The 15,445-nt window shown below is 49.8% G+C and carries 18 protein-coding genes and 1 tRNA gene; 13 read left to right on the forward strand and 6 right to left on the reverse strand.

Features of this window, described 5'->3' with window-relative positions; all coding sequences use genetic code 11:
• Positions 1-179: 179 nt before the first annotated feature.
• From NFR90_RS05770 to NFR90_RS05780, 3 genes are all read right to left on the reverse strand, one after another.
• Positions 180-265, reverse strand: a tRNA-Tyr gene (locus NFR90_RS05770).
• 30 nt (positions 266-295) lie between these two features.
• Positions 296-658 (reverse strand): hypothetical protein, encoded by a 363-nt coding sequence (locus tag NFR90_RS05775; protein WP_160336359.1) that lies wholly within the window; start codon positions 656-658, stop codon positions 296-298.
• A 6-nt stretch (positions 659-664) separates the two neighbouring features.
• The gene (locus tag NFR90_RS05780) at positions 665-982 is read right to left on the reverse strand and encodes a hypothetical protein (RefSeq protein WP_160336358.1); all 318 of its coding nucleotides are present in this window, start codon (positions 980-982) and stop codon (positions 665-667) included.
• Positions 983-1,210: 228 nt separating this feature from the next.
• On the opposite strand from NFR90_RS05780, the gene folE2 reads away from it, so the two are divergent.
• The 5 genes from folE2 to NFR90_RS05805 all read left to right on the forward strand — a co-directional run bounded on the left by folE2 (position 1,211) and on the right by NFR90_RS05805 (position 5,934).
• On the forward strand, positions 1,211-2,011 hold the full coding sequence (gene folE2 / locus NFR90_RS05785; RefSeq protein ID WP_251451384.1) for a GTP cyclohydrolase FolE2: 801 nt from the start codon (positions 1,211-1,213) through the stop codon (positions 2,009-2,011).
• 15 nt (positions 2,012-2,026) lie between these two features.
• A complete protein-coding gene (argS, locus tag NFR90_RS05790) occupies positions 2,027-3,760 on the forward strand; it encodes an arginine--tRNA ligase (protein ID WP_251451392.1) in 1,734 nt (577 codons plus the stop codon).
• A gap of 16 nt (positions 3,761-3,776) precedes the next feature.
• On the forward strand, positions 3,777-4,319 hold the full coding sequence (locus NFR90_RS05795) for an SPOR domain-containing protein (RefSeq protein WP_160336355.1): 543 nt from the start codon (positions 3,777-3,779) through the stop codon (positions 4,317-4,319).
• A 41-nt stretch (positions 4,320-4,360) separates the two neighbouring features.
• Positions 4,361-4,990, forward strand: a complete 630-nt coding sequence (locus NFR90_RS05800) for a thiol:disulfide interchange protein DsbA/DsbL (protein WP_160336354.1) — start codon at positions 4,361-4,363, stop codon at positions 4,988-4,990.
• A 125-nt stretch (positions 4,991-5,115) separates the two neighbouring features.
• Positions 5,116-5,934, forward strand: coding sequence for an SDR family oxidoreductase (locus NFR90_RS05805; protein WP_160336353.1), 819 nt, complete (start codon positions 5,116-5,118; stop codon positions 5,932-5,934).
• Positions 5,935-5,998: 64 nt separating this feature from the next.
• Here the strand turns inward: NFR90_RS05805 and sstT are convergent, their stop codons facing one another.
• A complete protein-coding gene (gene sstT / locus NFR90_RS05810) occupies positions 5,999-7,228 on the reverse strand; it encodes a serine/threonine transporter SstT (protein ID WP_160336209.1) in 1,230 nt (409 codons plus the stop codon).
• Between the two features lie 96 nt (positions 7,229-7,324).
• Between sstT and NFR90_RS05815 the strand changes: the two genes are divergently transcribed.
• From NFR90_RS05815 to NFR90_RS05845, 8 genes are all read left to right on the forward strand, one after another.
• Complete coding sequence (locus NFR90_RS05815) at positions 7,325-8,542, forward strand: MFS transporter (protein ID WP_251451394.1); 1,218 nt, start codon at positions 7,325-7,327, stop codon at positions 8,540-8,542.
• A gap of 90 nt (positions 8,543-8,632) precedes the next feature.
• Positions 8,633-9,169: a DUF3455 domain-containing protein gene (locus NFR90_RS05820; RefSeq protein ID WP_251451396.1), complete on the forward strand. Its 537-nt coding sequence runs from the start codon at positions 8,633-8,635 to the stop codon at positions 9,167-9,169.
• A 144-nt stretch (positions 9,170-9,313) separates the two neighbouring features.
• Positions 9,314-10,138, forward strand: a complete 825-nt coding sequence (locus tag NFR90_RS05825; RefSeq protein WP_251451398.1) for a DUF1801 domain-containing protein — start codon at positions 9,314-9,316, stop codon at positions 10,136-10,138.
• Between the two features lie 131 nt (positions 10,139-10,269).
• Positions 10,270-10,419 (forward strand): hypothetical protein, encoded by a 150-nt coding sequence (locus tag NFR90_RS05830; RefSeq protein ID WP_160336212.1) that lies wholly within the window; start codon positions 10,270-10,272, stop codon positions 10,417-10,419.
• Positions 10,420-10,528: 109 nt separating this feature from the next.
• Positions 10,529-10,753, forward strand: a complete 225-nt coding sequence (cydP, locus tag NFR90_RS11670) for a cytochrome oxidase putative small subunit CydP (protein WP_353848287.1) — start codon at positions 10,529-10,531, stop codon at positions 10,751-10,753.
• Positions 10,753-12,312, forward strand: coding sequence for a cytochrome ubiquinol oxidase subunit I (locus tag NFR90_RS05835; protein ID WP_251451401.1), 1,560 nt, complete (start codon positions 10,753-10,755; stop codon positions 12,310-12,312). The genes cydP and NFR90_RS05835 overlap by 1 nt, the downstream gene beginning before the upstream one ends.
• Before the next feature lie 11 nt (positions 12,313-12,323).
• Positions 12,324-13,466 carry a cytochrome d ubiquinol oxidase subunit II gene (cydB, locus tag NFR90_RS05840; RefSeq protein ID WP_251451404.1) on the forward strand — a complete coding sequence of 381 codons (1,143 nt, stop codon included), beginning with the start codon at positions 12,324-12,326 and terminating at the stop codon, positions 13,464-13,466.
• 166 nt (positions 13,467-13,632) lie between these two features.
• Complete coding sequence (locus NFR90_RS05845) at positions 13,633-13,896, forward strand: cyd operon YbgE family protein (protein WP_160336215.1); 264 nt, start codon at positions 13,633-13,635, stop codon at positions 13,894-13,896.
• On the opposite strand, the gene NFR90_RS05850 is transcribed toward NFR90_RS05845, so the two are convergent.
• Both NFR90_RS05850 and NFR90_RS05855 read right to left on the reverse strand, forming a co-directional pair.
• Complete coding sequence (locus NFR90_RS05850; RefSeq protein WP_160336216.1) at positions 13,897-14,844, reverse strand: AEC family transporter; 948 nt, start codon at positions 14,842-14,844, stop codon at positions 13,897-13,899.
• Positions 14,845-14,908: 64 nt separating this feature from the next.
• Positions 14,909-15,343 carry a DUF4870 family protein gene (locus NFR90_RS05855; RefSeq protein ID WP_160336217.1) on the reverse strand — a complete coding sequence of 145 codons (435 nt, stop codon included), beginning with the start codon at positions 15,341-15,343 and terminating at the stop codon, positions 14,909-14,911.
• Between the last annotated feature and the right edge of the window lie 102 nt (positions 15,344-15,445).

A 15,445-nucleotide genomic window follows, 5' to 3' on the forward strand; every position in this document is an offset into this window, starting at 1 on the left:
GGGATGGATTCGAACCATCGTAGGCGTAAGCCAACAGATTTACAGTCTGCCCCCTTTAGCCACTCGGGCACCCCTCCACATTTGGAGAACGCAGATTTTGCCAAAGAACTTTTTCTTTGTCAAGCCTGCTGAAGATATATTTTTACGAGCTCTTACAAACCTCTTTAGTTTGAGTCATTTGGTGGAGGGGGATGGATTCGAACCATCGTAGGCGTAAGCCAACAGATTTACAGTCTGCCCCCTTTAGCCACTCGGGCACCCCTCCGCTCGTAAGCAGAAGCATAATTCTACATAATTAAATGAGAGTTGACAATTGAGCGCCGACGCCGAACATTGTCAGAACCCATCCGAGACGAACCATCCAGCCAACCCAGGGACGGTTCTGATCCTCCGCATCGCGCAGTTTCTTCAACGCTTCTTCACGCTTTTTCCCGTCCGTGACGTAAGTCAAAATGGCAAACTCACTGCTTCTGAAACACATCCCCGCAAAAATAAGCGCAAGTCCCATGTTTCCTAAGCTCTCAGCTGTGTCTCCCTCACTCAGACCGGCCAGCGCTTTGCCCATCATCACTGCTGAAATCACATAAAGTGAAGTACGCGCAATGACAGCGGCTCGAGTCTGTGAAATCGGAATTTTTTTGTCAGAAGTTCTCTGCATAAATTATTAATCTTTTTTTACAACTTTCTCTTCGGAGATGATTTCCGCATCAACGGCCTCGCTTTTATGCCAGTTCTTAGGCACAATGCTGCCGCCGCGGCCGGAATTATTGTCCGTTCTGTAATAATCGCCGGGATTATCTTCTGAATAATCCGTCTGTCCTTGAAATACTGCAAAGATTTTCCCGCTCAGCCAAAGCAGCCCTGATAGCGCAAACGCGCCGATGAGGACGGCTCCGAGAACCGGCAGAATAAACATGGCTGCCGCCAGGCCGACCGCTATCAGTAAAACCGGCACAATGAACTTGGAAAATTGAATGTTCAAAGTCTGCTCCTAACAATTAATAGAAGGAAAGGCAGTTTCATTCTACTTTGACAAAAGAGAAATAACGAGATCAATGCGTTTTGAAATATTTCTGTTTTCTCCCGCACTTCACGGCTTGTTACCTAGATAGGCTCCAGAGATCGGAGCTTTCCTAAATTGGCGGTATACTTTTCAGACTTCTAATTAGTATGGTCGAGGTATTTGACCTAATTTTAATTTATCAAACCAATGACAGAATCTACATTGATGGTCCTTCCTGATGTCCAGTCCAGTACGGACAGAAGAAATATTTCTATTCAGAAAGTCGGTGTCAAGGGCATTCGTACACCGATTCTTGTTAAAAGCCAGTCAGGTGCTCAGCACACTGTCGCTCACGTCGAAATGTACGTAGCGCTGCCCGCTGACAAAAAAGGCACGCACATGTCCCGCTTCTGGACTCTGCTCGGAAGCGTTGAGAAACCTTTCGCACCTGTGATGCTCAAAGAAGTCATCAGCCAAATGCTGGAATCGCTTAAGGCTGACGAGGGTTACATCCGCCTGTGCTTCCCATTCTTCATGGAGAAAAAGGCGCCTGTTTCCGAACTTGAAAGCACCATGGATTACGACGTTGAACTCGTTGCCGAGACGCTAAACGGACAAACAACAGTCTTCCAGAAAGTGACTGCTCCCGTCACAAGTCTTTGCCCCTGCAGCAAAGAAATCAGTAAATACGGAGCTCATAATCAGCGCTCTCACGTTTCGATCAGCGCCGAGGTCCAGACAAACTTCCCGATCGAAAAACAAATCGAAATGATTGAAAGCAGCGCTTCCTGCCAGGTCTGGGGCCTTCTGAAACGCTCCGATGAGAAGTTCGTCACCGAACACGCCTACGAAAACCCGAAATTCGTTGAAGACCTCGTGCGCGATGTCGCAATTCGCTGCCAGGATGAACCTTCTATCCTCTCCTTTACTGTAGAGGCTGAAAACTTCGAGTCTATCCACAATCATTCCGCTTTCGCTTCCATCGCTTTTAATAAAGACAACGAATAATTTTTAGAGGTCGATATGCTCGCCAATCAGAAGAAAGAAATTCTTCAGCTTTTTGCATCTGCGCTGCAGGCCGTCGGAGCACCTTCTGATGCAAAAATTGTTTTAGAGCGGCCCAAACAGACTGCTCACGGAGACGTCGCCTGCACCGTCGCCCTCCAGTGCGCCAAGGCTATGAAAATGCCTCCGCGTGCGATCGCCGAACAGATCGTTGCCAAATTAAATGAGAACCCGCAGACCAAGGAACTCATTTCCGCCATCCAGATCGCCGGCCCGGGCTTCATCAATATGACGCTCTCGGAAGCTGCAAAACAGGCTGTTGTTCCCCTTATCCTTAAAGAAGGGGCGGCATATGGATGCTCGGATGAACACACCGGTCAGTCAGTTCTGCTGGAATACGTCTCCGCAAATCCGACCGGACCTCTGCATCTCGGTCATGCAAGACAGGCTGCGCTCGGAGATGTCCTCTCCCGTATGCTGAGAAGCCAGGGCTGGTCTGTTACTCGTGAGTTCTATTACAACGACGCCGGGGTTCAAATCCACAATCTTGCCATCAGCGTTCAGGCAAGAGCTAAAGAACTTCTGGGCGAGAATGTTGTATTCCCCGAAGACGGCTATCACGGACTCTATATCGCCGATATCGCTAAAGATTACTTGGCTAAAAAAGATATTCAGACGTTCGACGGCGGCGTCGTTACAAGCTCCGGAAACCCGGATGACCTCGAGGATATCCGCACTTACTCGGTTGCCTACCTCAGAAATGAGCAGCACCGCGACCTTGAAGCGCTCGACGTCTCTTTCGACAACTATTATCTCGAAAGCTCTCTTTACAAAGACGGTCGAGTAGAAAAAGCAGTTCAGGCCATCAAGGATGCCGGAAAAACTTATGAGAAAGACGGCGCGCTGTGGTTTAAGAGCACCGATTACGGCGACGATAAAGACCGTGTTATGCGCAAAGCGGATGGAACCTACACCTATTTCATCCCGGACGTTGCATACCACCTTGCCAAATTCGAACGCGGCCATTCCCGTGCGATTAATATTCAGGGAACCGACCATTTCGGAACAATTGCACGAGTTCGCGCCGGCATTCAGGCCGCTTCCGGGGCATACGGATATACCATTCCGAAGGACTTCCCGGAATATATGCTCCACACCATGCTGCAGCTTGTGAAAGACGGCAAGCCGCTGAAAATGAGCAAGCGCGCAGGCAACTATGTGACGCTCGCCGATTTGGTCGAATGGGTCGGAAAAGATGCGGCACGCCTCTTTATGGTTAACCGTAAGGCCGATGCCGAATTTGTATTCGATATCGACTTGGCTCTCAGCCAGTCAGACGAAAATCCGGTTTATTACCTGCAGTATGCGCACGCCAGAATCTGCTCCGTACAGAGACAGGCAGAAGAAAAAGGCTTTAATGTTCCTTCTGAAAAGACACTCGCAGCCGCGGATCTGTCTTCTCTGACCACGCCGGCGGAAACCGTGCTGCTGAACAAACTTTCAGACTTCCCTGCCGCACTGGCTCAGGCCGCTGACGATCTCTCCCCGCAGAGCGTCGTCACCTACCTGAAGGATCTGGCTGCCGACTTCCACTCTCTCTACAACGCAGAGCGAGTGCTGGTCGATGAGACAAAAACAAGAAATGCAAGACTGGCTCTTTTACTCGCGACACGCCGAGTACTGAGAAACGGCCTTGAGATTCTTGGAATTTCTGCCCCGGAACGTCTGGAAAGAGAAACTGAACAAAATTAATTAACGGAACTGTTTTATGGCAAGTAAATCCGGCGGCGGTTTTGGAACTTGGTTTTACGGCGTACTGGTAGGCGCGGTAGTCGGTGTCGGCTGCTGCGCGGCCGCAGCGCTTTACATCACTAAGGCTCCAATCCCGTTTGTGAATAAGGTCAACCAGGCGAGCGAAAAAATTAACCCGATCGCCGGAGGTATGATCCCTGATCCTAACAAACCGCTCTCAGAAACCGGCGGTGCTCCGAGCAATGCTCCTAAGAGCAAAGTTGTAACTGTTGAACCGCCGACTGCCGAACAAGCGGACGCGGAAGCTAAACTTCAGCAGGAACAGGGTTCAAGATTCGTTGTTCAGGCCGGAGCGTTCAGTTCCGAGGCAGAAGCAGAAAACCGCAGAGCTGAGCTTGCGCTCCTTGGGTTTGAATCACGCGTGATCCCCAGAACCGACGAAGGTAAAACACTTTATCGCGTCCGTCTCGGGCCGTACGGAACTGTCCAGGAGGCAAATTCCGTACGTACAAAGTTATTAGAAAACTCTATTCAGGCAATCACCGGAAGAATTAAGTAACTGCTTTTCGGGCCTTGAATTTTTATTTAGTTAGGACTTTTATGCTTCGTAGAATTCTCCTTGCAGCTTGTCTGGCCATCCCGGCACTTAGTTTTGCTTCGGCGGAACATCCTGAAGAGGGTACGGATTACACCGTTTTAAAGACTCCTGTTCAAACACAGAACCCTAAAAAGATCGAAGTAATTTCTTTCTTTGCTTATACCTGCCCTCACTGCTACACCTACGAAAAAACATTAGAACCTTGGGCAGAAAAACTCCCTGAGGACGTTGAGTTCGTTCGTGTTCCGGTGGCGTGGTCTGATAAATACTTCCAGTACTCCAAGGCTTATTACGCCTTGGAAGCATTGAACAAACTGCATCCCTATCATGAAACGCTGTTTGAAGCAGTCATCAAACAGCGTAAAGACTTTCCGACAATCGAAAGCATTGCGGATTTCCTGGCAACCCAGGGGCTTGACCGTGACGATTTCATGAAAGCGGCCAACTCTTTCTCTACCAAGATGAAAAACGACCGCGCTTTCAAAACATGGCAGGCTTACAACATTGACGGAACCCCAGCTAATGCGGTCAACGGCAAATATGTCACCGCACCTCACATGGTCGGAACGCGTGAAGGCGCTATCCAAGTGATGGAGTTCCTCATCGATAAGGAAAGAAAAGCTAAAAAATAAGCCCGACTGAGAAGGCGCTTCAGAGCGCCTTTTTATTTTGGCAAAACACTTTGCTTTTTATCTAAACTAATAAAAATGAAGGGGCGGAAGCCTCCGTCCGGAACGATTTAACCTGGAGTTCTTACATGAATATTTTTCTCACCGGAGCCTCGAGCGGTATCGGTCAGGCGCTTGCCAAGGAATTTGCCGCTAACGGCGCGACGCTTGGACTTGTCGCTCGCCGAAAGGATAAACTCGATGAACTGATCGCCTCGCTTCCTCATCCGGAACTCCACACAGCTATCGTCTGTGACGTGACCGACAGAGATAAACTGATCGAGGAAGCCCGCAAATTTGATCAGCAGTGCGGAGGAACGGATATCGCTATCGCCTGTGCCGGCATCTCTGTCGGCGTAAAAACTCAGTATCGCGAAGACCTGGACGTTTTTAACAAGGTCTTTGATACTAATGTTTTCGCCATGGCTTCTACGTTTCACGCATTTATCGACCCGATGATCAGCCGCAAACGCGGAACATTGGTCGGTATTGCCAGCGTGGCCGGCATCAGAGGCCTGCCGGGCAGCGAAGCATACTGCGCCAGTAAGTCCGCCGCCATCACCTATTGCGAAAGCCTGCGCGTGGAAATGCAAAAGTACGGAGTTAAAGTGGTGACCATATCGCCGGGATTTGTTAGGACACCGCTGACAGCGCACAATCCTTATAAGATGCCCTTCATTATGGAACCGGAAGAATTCGCCAAGGAAGCCGTCAAAGTCATCATGGCGGGCCGTTCATATGCGACAATCCCCTACCAAATGGGCATCCTTTCTAAAATTCTGTGCCTGATTCCAAACTGCCTCTTTGACAAGATCCTCGCTTCTCGTAAACAAAAACCGCGAAGCGGACAAACTGAACAGACCGCAGTCCCGACAGAAGAAACAAAAGCAGAAGACGGCAGCAAATAGCCACAAAAAAATGGACCGAATCAGACTAATCTCCGATTCGGTCCTTTTTTATGAAAGTGAGGACTTACTCCTTAGTTTTCTTTCGCTCAATGTACTTTGAGGCGGCGGCTGTGAAGACTACGTCCGTTGAGGAATTCAGCGCGGTTTCGGCCGAATCCTGAAGTACACCGATGACGAAACCAACCGCAACGACCTGCATCGCAACATTCTGATCAATGCCGAAGAGTCCGCAGGCAAGCGGAATCAGAAGCAGCGAACCGCCGGGAACACCGGAAGCACCACAGGCACAGACGGAAGCAACAACAGAAAGAAGAAGCGCTGTGAAGACATCAACTTGAATACCAAGCGTGTGCGCTGCAGCAAGTGTGAGTACGGTAATCGTCACCGCGGCGCCGCCCATGTTGATGGTTGCTCCGATCGGAATAGAAAGAGAATAAAGGTTTTCATCCAGACCAAGCTTGCGGCAAAGATTCATATTCACCGGAATATTTGCCGCTGAAGAACGCGTAAAGAATGCTGTAACACCGCTTTCTCTAAGACAAGCCCAAACCAGAGGATAGGGATTTTCTTTGGTGCAGAGGAAAACAAGAAGCGGATTGACAATGAGCGCGATAACAGCCATAGAACCGAGCAGCACGCACAGCAGGCGAACATAGCTCAGCATTCCTTCAAGACCTGTCGTCGCAACCACTTCTGCCACCAGGCCGAATACGCCGATCGGAGCAAGACGAATAACAACACGAACCACGTACTCAACACTGAAACAAAGATCGGAAACAATGCTCTTTGTCTGATCTGATGAATAACGAAGCGCAAAACCTAAGCTGATCGCCCAGGCAAGAATACCTATGTAGTTCGCATTGGCAATCGCTTTCACGGGATTGTCAACAATGTTAAAAAGAAGGTTGCGAAGAACTTCTCCGATGCCTCCCGGGGCCGTGACTCCGTCCTGAATATTCGCCAGCGCGATACTGGTCGGAAATACGAAGCTCGCCACAACAGCAACTAAAGCTGCAAGCAAAGTACCGACCATATAAAGAAACAAAATGGATTTAATGCCGCCGCCGGTGTGGCCTTCCTGATTGGCAATGGATGCGGCAACCAAAACGAATACCAGTACAGGTGCAACAGCCTTAAGCGCACTGACAAAGAAACTGCCTAAAATGCCGCAGAGCTTCGCTCCTTCCGGATAAATGAAGGCAAGAGCAATACCAAGAACAAGGCCTGCCAAAATCTGCTTAACGAGCGAGCCCTGCTTAATAAGTGAAATTAAGAAAGGAAAAGTTCTTCTCATGGTTTTTAACTATATTGATTTGTAACTATGCTTTGAGTTTACTTTTTTTCTGGCAATTCTCCTAAACTCATAGTTCCTTTTTTGCACGGCTTCTACATGAAATTATCGCGAGGACTCCCTGCTGTCCCGTTTGTCCTGTTCAACATCTTTCTGGACATTCTTGGGATCGGCTTAATCATTCCTGTACTTCCCAAACTTGTCGGAACCCTTGTAGAAAACGCTCAGGCACAGGCCTGGTGGCTCGGCGCTATGCTGATCGCCTACGGTTTCATGCAGTTTGCGCTTGCGCCGACACTCGGGTCACTGTCAGACAAATGGGGACGCAGACCGATTCTTTTGCTCGGAGTTCTCGGTCTGGGCGTAATGTTCTTTGTTCCGGCCTTCTCCGACTCCCTAACTGTCATCCTCCTGTCACGAGTCCTCGGCGGAATGTTCTCGGCCAATATCGCTGTCGCTCAGGCTTATATTGCCGATGTCACACCTAAAGAACAGCGCGCCGCGGCCTTCGGAAAAATCGGAGCGTGCTTTGGCGTGGGATTTATCCTCGGCCCGGCAGCGGGCGGCCTCATCGGAGAATACAGCATTCGACTCCCGTTCATTCTGGCCGGAACCCTTGCAATCCTCAATTTCTTTTACGGCCTATTTATCCTTCCGGAATCACTCAGGATTAAAAATCCAAACGCCGTCACATTTGCAAGATGCAATCCGATCTCGTCTCTGCTCGAACTCGGAAAATTCAAACAAATCGGCGCGCTCCTTGTTGTCATCGCGCTCAGCAGCTTCGTGCAGTCCCTGCTCCACTCAACCTGGTCGCTCTTTACGACCTTCCGATTCCACTGGTCTCCTATGGATATCGGACTGTCTCTGGTTGCAATCGGCACAGTAACCGGGATTATTCAAGGGAAGTTCATCAAAAGTCTGCTCGCTTTTTTCGGACCGAAGCGGCTTATTCTTTTTGGTCTTCTCAGCGGAGCGGCTGCTTACCTTGGGTTCGGACTGATTACTGTAGGCGCTCTTGCATACCTCATCATTGTCCTCAACTTTCTGTCAGTGGCTGTAACCCCAACCCTAAACGGAATCGTGTCTGAAGAAGTCCCGTCGGCAGATCAGGGTCGGGCTCTCGGCGCTGTCAGCGCACTCGGAAGCTTAATGGGTGTTCTGGCACCTCTTCTCGGAACGCCTCTTTTAGTACACACCTCTCACATGGCCCCGGGATCAGTCCTGGGCGGACTGTCTTATATCATCTGCTCGGGCCTTCTGCTTCTCGCTGCATTAATCGCGTCTTTGCATTTTCGCAGCCATCCGCGAGCCTAACCAAAGATGCGTTCGCCTATAAAGGGTACCGATTGGATTACATACCGCACTTTTACTTTACATTTACCAATATGTAACTAGGAGATCGCCGTGAACAGTCGAATTTTTCTCTGTCTAATTCCTGCTTTCATTCTTGCCGGCTGCAGCCATTTGAGCGATTTGAACGGCCCCGGCACTTCACATGCCCCGTCAGCAGATGTCTTGAGCCCTAAGTCCGGAGCGCCTTTCCTGACACTTGATGCCAAAGGCTATCAGTATTTTCGCTGCACTGTCGATGCGAGAGGCGGATACTGGAAATTCGAAAGACCCGAAGCCAAACTGACAAACAGCGCCGGAGAAACTGTCGCTGAACTCAGCGGACCAATGCAGGCCTTTGACCACAGCGACGGATCAAGAATCATTTCTTCGCATATAACCGCCTGGGTTAATCCGGCTAATCCCGCCGTCGACAATAAACTTGCACTCCTACAGGCCGTGTCGGATGACCGAGAAGGCGTCTTCAAAGGAGTTAGGTACATCCAAAGACTGGATACCGTCGGCGGAATGCCTCAGGGTTCCTGTACCCAGCCCGATAACGGCAAACTGCAGAAGGTCCCCTTCAGCGCTAAGTTTGTTTTCTGGAAGTAGCGGGTAAATCATCACGGAAAACCTTAGAGATCGTCGCGTCTGCAGCTGCAGGCGCTCGATCTCCCGATGACGGGCCTAAGTTCAAAAGTCAAATTGAGGTATAATTACAGTTTGGCTAAGCAATTGGTTTTAGGGAGGAAATTAATGGGCCTGACCGCAACTACCGTTGGAGGTTACCTCAGAGACTTACCCGCTGACAGACGGGTCGCGATGGCAAGAGTCTGCAGTATGATTCGCCGTTCCGCAAGAGGCGTAAGGGAAAGTATGCGTTATGGTCTGGCTTTCTATGAGCTCCATGGCCCGTTATTCGCTTTAGAGTCAACCGATAAGGATATGACTCTCTTCGTCGCCGAACCTGAAGTCATGGAACAGCATAAAAGTTCTCTTCAGAACTATATTCCGGAAAGATGCGCCATCCGCTTCACTGACTTGAACCGTATTCCGCTCGACAGCCTTGAGAAAATTGTCAGGGATTCCGTCGCCGCTCGCCGCGAACGTCTGAAAGTCGGCTCTGCCCCTACTCAGAAAGAGCTCCTCGCCCTTTGGAAAATCACCGAAGAAGAAGCTAAGGCGCCGCCTCCCATCGTCGTCATTCCGATGGGCAGAGATGAGACCGAAACAGAAGAGCCGGCCCCTGAAGTTCAGGTTCCGGAAGAACCTAAGGAGCCCGTTGAGATCCTCAGAGCCCCGACTTTTAAGGATCCGGCCATGACCGCAAGCAGCCGCCCAAAGAAACAGACGGCTGAAACAGAGGAAACAAAAGCAGAAAAGCCCAAACGCAAAACTGCTGCAAGAAAGAAAACTGCAGCAAAAACCGCTGAAGGCAGTAAGACAGTCAAAAAAACGACTGCTAAAAAAACGACAGCATCCAAGAAAACCGCAAAAACCTCCGGCTCAGCTGGTACTGCGGCTAAAAAATCTTCTTCCGTAAAGAAGAAAACAACAGCTCGAAACGCCTCTGAGAAGTAATTTCAAACGAATGCTCAAAAACTCCGGACCTCCGGAGTTTTTTCTTTCTCAAATTGGACAAATAAAGCGTTGCGGGAGGTTATTTATGCAATGATTAGCTTGTCTGCAATTTAATTTTGTGTTTTTTGTATATGGACAAAAAAGAGAAAAAATCTCTGTGGAAATGGCTCGTTGTCGCCGTAGCCGTGATTTTCGTTGTCTTCATGGCCGTCCTTCCATTCGCTTGGGAAAGCGGAGATGATGTTCCTGCGCCGAATGCAACTATCGACAGCGGAAACTAAATAATGAGAGATCAAGAGGTTACTGTTCTCTCAGACGTGTCATTCGTAATAAAATCCAACAACAAATAAACCAATTGAATGCAAATTAACCGGGCTCGTTCCTGCTGGTATGACACAACTGAAAAAAAACACAGATATACAAAAAACGGAGATAAAAGGTGAACAGAAACTAAGCGTTAAACTTTTTCTGGTCATATTCATCAAAATGCTCTGTATATTTGCGATCTTTTTCATGTTTTTCGGACCGGAAACCCGAAAAAGTCAGGATCCTGAAACTGTCAGCAACGGGATCTTAGCCCCTCAATCTATGAATGAAACGGAAGGAAAGAAATAATGATCTCGTCTGAATTAGTTGACCTGTCACGGCTGCAGTTCGCCGCAACAGCGATGTATCACTATTTGTTCGTGCCTCTGACCCTCGGTCTCTCCATGCTTTTGGTAGCAATGGAGGCCTGTTATCTGGTCACGGGCAAACAAGTGTACAAAGACATGGTTAAATTCTGGGGAAAACTCTTCGGAATTAACTTTGCTCTCGGCGTTACAACCGGTATTACCATGGAATTCCAGTTCGGTACGAACTGGTCCTATTACTCCCATTATGTCGGCGACATTTTCGGAGCCCCTCTTGCGATTGAAGGCCTCATGGCGTTCTTCCTTGAGTCCACATTTATCGGCTTGTTCTTCTTCGGATGGAACCGTCTGAAAAAGGGCACGCACTTCCTCTGCACTTTCCTGATGGCGCTCGGCTCTAACTTATCCGCCCTCTGGATTCTTGTCGCCAACGGCTGGATGCAGTACCCGACAGGCGCCGAATTCAACTATCAGACGATGCGAATGGAAATGACAAATTTCTTCGACGTCTTCCTTAGCCCTTGGGCCCAGGCTAAGTTCTTCCACACGGTTTCCGCCGGCTACTGCACCGGTGCGGCTTTCGTGCTCGCGATTTCCGCTTACTACATCCTTAAAAACAGAGATCTTGACTTCGCTAAGCGCAGCTTCCGTATCGCCGCTGTCTTCGGTCTTGTCGCCGCGATTTTCACCATTCAGCAGGGCGATGAATCCGGTTACCTCGTTGCTCAGGATCAGCCGGCTAAACTCGCTTCCATGGAAGGCATTTGGCATACAGATCCTGCACCCGCTCCTATGGCGCTCCTCGCCTGGGCAGATCCGGAACAGAAGAAAAACACTTTTGAAATTACCGTCCCCTGGGTCGCCGGTATCCTCTCCACTCGTTCTCTCGATAAGACTCTTCCGGGCCTTAACGACATTATTGCCCAGAACAAAGAGCGAATCACTCAGGGCGTCGTCGCCGTTCAGGCGCTTGAAAAACTCAGAAAGGATCCTAAGGACGAACAGGCTAAGGATATTTTTGAGCAGCACAAGAAAGACCTCGGCTTCGGTCTTCTTACTAAGAAATATCAGCCTGACAGCGCTAAGGTAACCGAAGAAGACATCCAGAAAGCCGCGGATGACTCCATCCCTTATTCAGTCAACTCCATGTTCTACGCCTTCCGAATTATGGCGGGTACAGGCGTTGCGCTGCTACTTGTCTTCGGACTGTCTGTTTACTACTCGGTTCGCCGTGTAGTCGCTCAGAAACGTCTCTGGCTGCGACTGGTACTGTTTGCGGTTCCGCTCCCCTGGATCGCATGCGAAGCCGGCTGGTTCGTTGCTGAATACGGGCGCCAGCCCTGGACGATTTGGGAAATCCTCCCGACTCACTTATCTGTATCTTCACTGTCTGTCGGCTCGCTTTGGGGCTCTCTGGGAAGCTTGGTGGTTCTCTATACCGGCTTGCTGATCGTTGAGGCCTGGCTGATGGTACGCTTTGCCAAACTCGGACCGAGTGCTTTAGGCACAGGTGCTTATCACCATGAACAGGCTGCAAAATAAGGAGAGAGAGAATGTTTATTGATTACGAAATACTCAAGCTTATTTGGTGGCTCTTTATCGGTCTGCTTCTTGCTGGTTTTGCGGTGATGGACGGACAGGATATGGGCGTCGGTACACTCCTCCCCTTTATCGGCAGAACCGATGACCAGAGACGCGTCATGATTAATTCCGTCGCGCCTCACTGGGACGGAAACCAGGTATGGTTCATCACGGGCGGCGGCGCTATCTTCGCCGCTTGGCCTCTGATCTACGCTACCGCCTTCTCCGGCTTCTACTGGGCAATGCTGCTTGTCCTCTTTGCCCTGTTCTTCCGCCCCGTCGGTTTTGATTACCGTAGCAAGGTCGCAAATACCGCATGGAGAGGAACTTGGGACTGGCTTCTCTTCCTCGGAAGCTTTGTCCCGCCGGTTGTGTGCGGCGTCGCTTTCGGCAACCTCCTCGAAGGTGTTCCGTTCCACTTTGACGACCATCTGAGAAGCTTCTACACAGGCTCCTTCTGGGCCCTTCTTAACCCGTTCGCAATCCTCTGCGGTCTGGTTTCCATCTGTATGGTCGTCGCTCAGGGTTCCAACTACCTCGTACTCCGTACGGAGGGCGAGCTGCAGGGACGTGCCAAGGTCTGCGGTCAGATTTCTTCACTGCTCTTCCTTGCACTCTTCATCCTTGCAGGTATTTGGGTCTACATGGGTATCAACGGCTATGTCATTACCTCTGCGATCGATCCGAACATGCTTCCCAATCCGATGAGCAAAACCGTGGAAGTTCAGTCAGGCGCCTGGTTCGCTAACTACATGAACTACCCGATCCTCTGGATATTCCCGGCTCTTTCTGTTGCCGGAGGACTCCTCTCGTTCGTATGCGTGAGCAAAATGAAGGCCGGCGCCGCAATCGTTTTCTCCTCTCTGGCAGAAATCGGTACCATCTTTACTCCGCTGGTCGCCATGTTCCCGTTCCTGATGCCGTCCTCTTCCAACCCCGTCTCTTCTCTGACGGCATGGGACTGCACGAGCTCTGAACTGACTCTGTTCACGATGCTGTTCGTCACGATCGTATTCCTGCCGATTGTCCTGCTTTACACAGGCTGGGCTTACAAAGTCATGAGCGGAAAACTGACCGACGCAATGATTCAGAAAGATTCTAAGAATCTTTACTAATCGATCTATTTCAACTTAAAACTGTCCGGGCGCTGTCCGGACAGAAAAGAGACAAAAAAACTATGACGTATATTGCTTGGATCTGCGCCTTTCTTCTGATGATCGTCCTTAGCGCCCTTGCAACACTGGGCCTGGATTTTTCCGACGATAATCAGTCGAATTCATAATGCGTATCTTGTCCTTTTTGATCGCTTTGGCGGTGGCCGCATCCGTTATCCTTTATCCGCGCGCTATCGCCAGCGATATGACGGATGTCCCCCACGGATGGCTGGTGCTCCTACTGATCGGAATGAGTTTGTGCTTTGTGCACGGTGTGGGATTTAAAACCAACAGCCGTATTCTTAATATTATTTTTTCTCCGCTGGTTGCGTGGCCCTGTGTGGCCGCTGCAGGATACATCATCCTCAGTCAGGGACCTCTGTTCTGCTAATTAAAGCAGTCCGAAAGAGGCCATAAATACTGGCATTGTTAAAGACGACAGCGCAGTGCTCGCAAGCAGAGCATTCGCTGTTGATTCTTTTACCACATTAAACTCGCGGCTCATAATGTACACATTGACGCCAACCGGCAGACAGCCGAAAAGACATGCAGCCTGAGTTTCTATTCGGCCAAGCTCGAGCCCCCGGCACAATAGGTACACCGTCAGAGGCATCACAGCGAGCTTAAAAAATGTTTCTGCTGCGGTAACGCTCAGATGCGAAGCGATTCGATACTGCGCCAATCCGATGCCCACAGAAAAAAGCGCTACCGGCGTCGCCGCTGCGGCAAGTCCTGTAAGCACCGACTCAGCAGCCGTCGGAAGCGATATATGGAAATACGAAAAACAAAGACCGGCTAAGATCGCTGCAATCACCGGATTCTTAACCGTTCTGTACAAGCCTTCCGCACACGTTCTTAAATACGACGGAGAGCAGCTTCGGCAAACCTCAACAGCAATCGTCGCAACAAGCCAAAGTACAAAAACATTGATCGAAATCAGAAGAGAAATCGCCGGAATACAGTCTTCTCCAAGCAGCGATATTGCAAGCGGTACACCAAGCTGAACATTGTTCGAGAAAATGGCGCCCATGGAAAATACAGTGCTTTCATCGCCCGCCATGGCAAAAGACTTTCGACCGATAGTCCAAGCCGCTATGCAGACAATAAAACATGCGCCAAAAAACGCGATCCCGATCTTCCAGTCCGGCGGCGGAAGTTCCCCGATTCTGCGCATAGATTGAAAAAGCATGCACGGAATCGTTACCGTAAACGAAAATTTTGCCAGAGCTGCGCCAACCTCGCTTCCCAACAGTTTCACTTTCGCACAGAGCCAACCGGCCCCTATTGTCAGGAAAAGAGGCAGCGAAACCAGGAAAGTCTGAAGAAAAAGCGCCACCATGCCCTCAAAGAATCCGTCTGAGAGAGATTATAAGAGAGGCTTATAGCTGAGTCGCCTGCTTACGTTACATTGGCATCGGCAGACCATCGGACAGACGCATCCATCCGCGAATAATGCGATAGCAGACCCAAATTCCTAAAATGACAAAACCGACAATCCAAATGGCGAAACCGATCAGGAAAATAGCAAGCAGCAGGCCGAGAAGCCAGACGAGAATAATCCACAGAAGCGCATACCAGAATGTCCTGATCTGCCAGGAGAAATGACTGTCCAGATAGGTGCCCCTGACGTCAGATCGTTCCACATAATTGATAATAACGGCAATAATCGACGGCCAGCCGAATACAAAGGCCGTCGCTATTGATGCTCCGGTAAATACTCCGATTAAAATCGACAGCGCATGAAGCGCATAAACCACACGTGTAACAGTAATTAAACTGGGCGGAACCGGAGCGCGTCTAACCCCGCTCTCATCAGTTACAATTTCATATTCGCTCATTCTTTTCCCCAACAAGGAACGTTCTGCACGTATCATTGCTATTAAAGTCCAATTAGACAAGGATTTTTCAGAATCGTGGCTTTTTTGGGAAATAGGCTTGGC

This window comes from Parasutterella muris (genome assembly GCF_943193095.1).
Lineage (GTDB): Bacteria > Pseudomonadota > Gammaproteobacteria > Burkholderiales > Burkholderiaceae_F > Parasutterella > Parasutterella muris.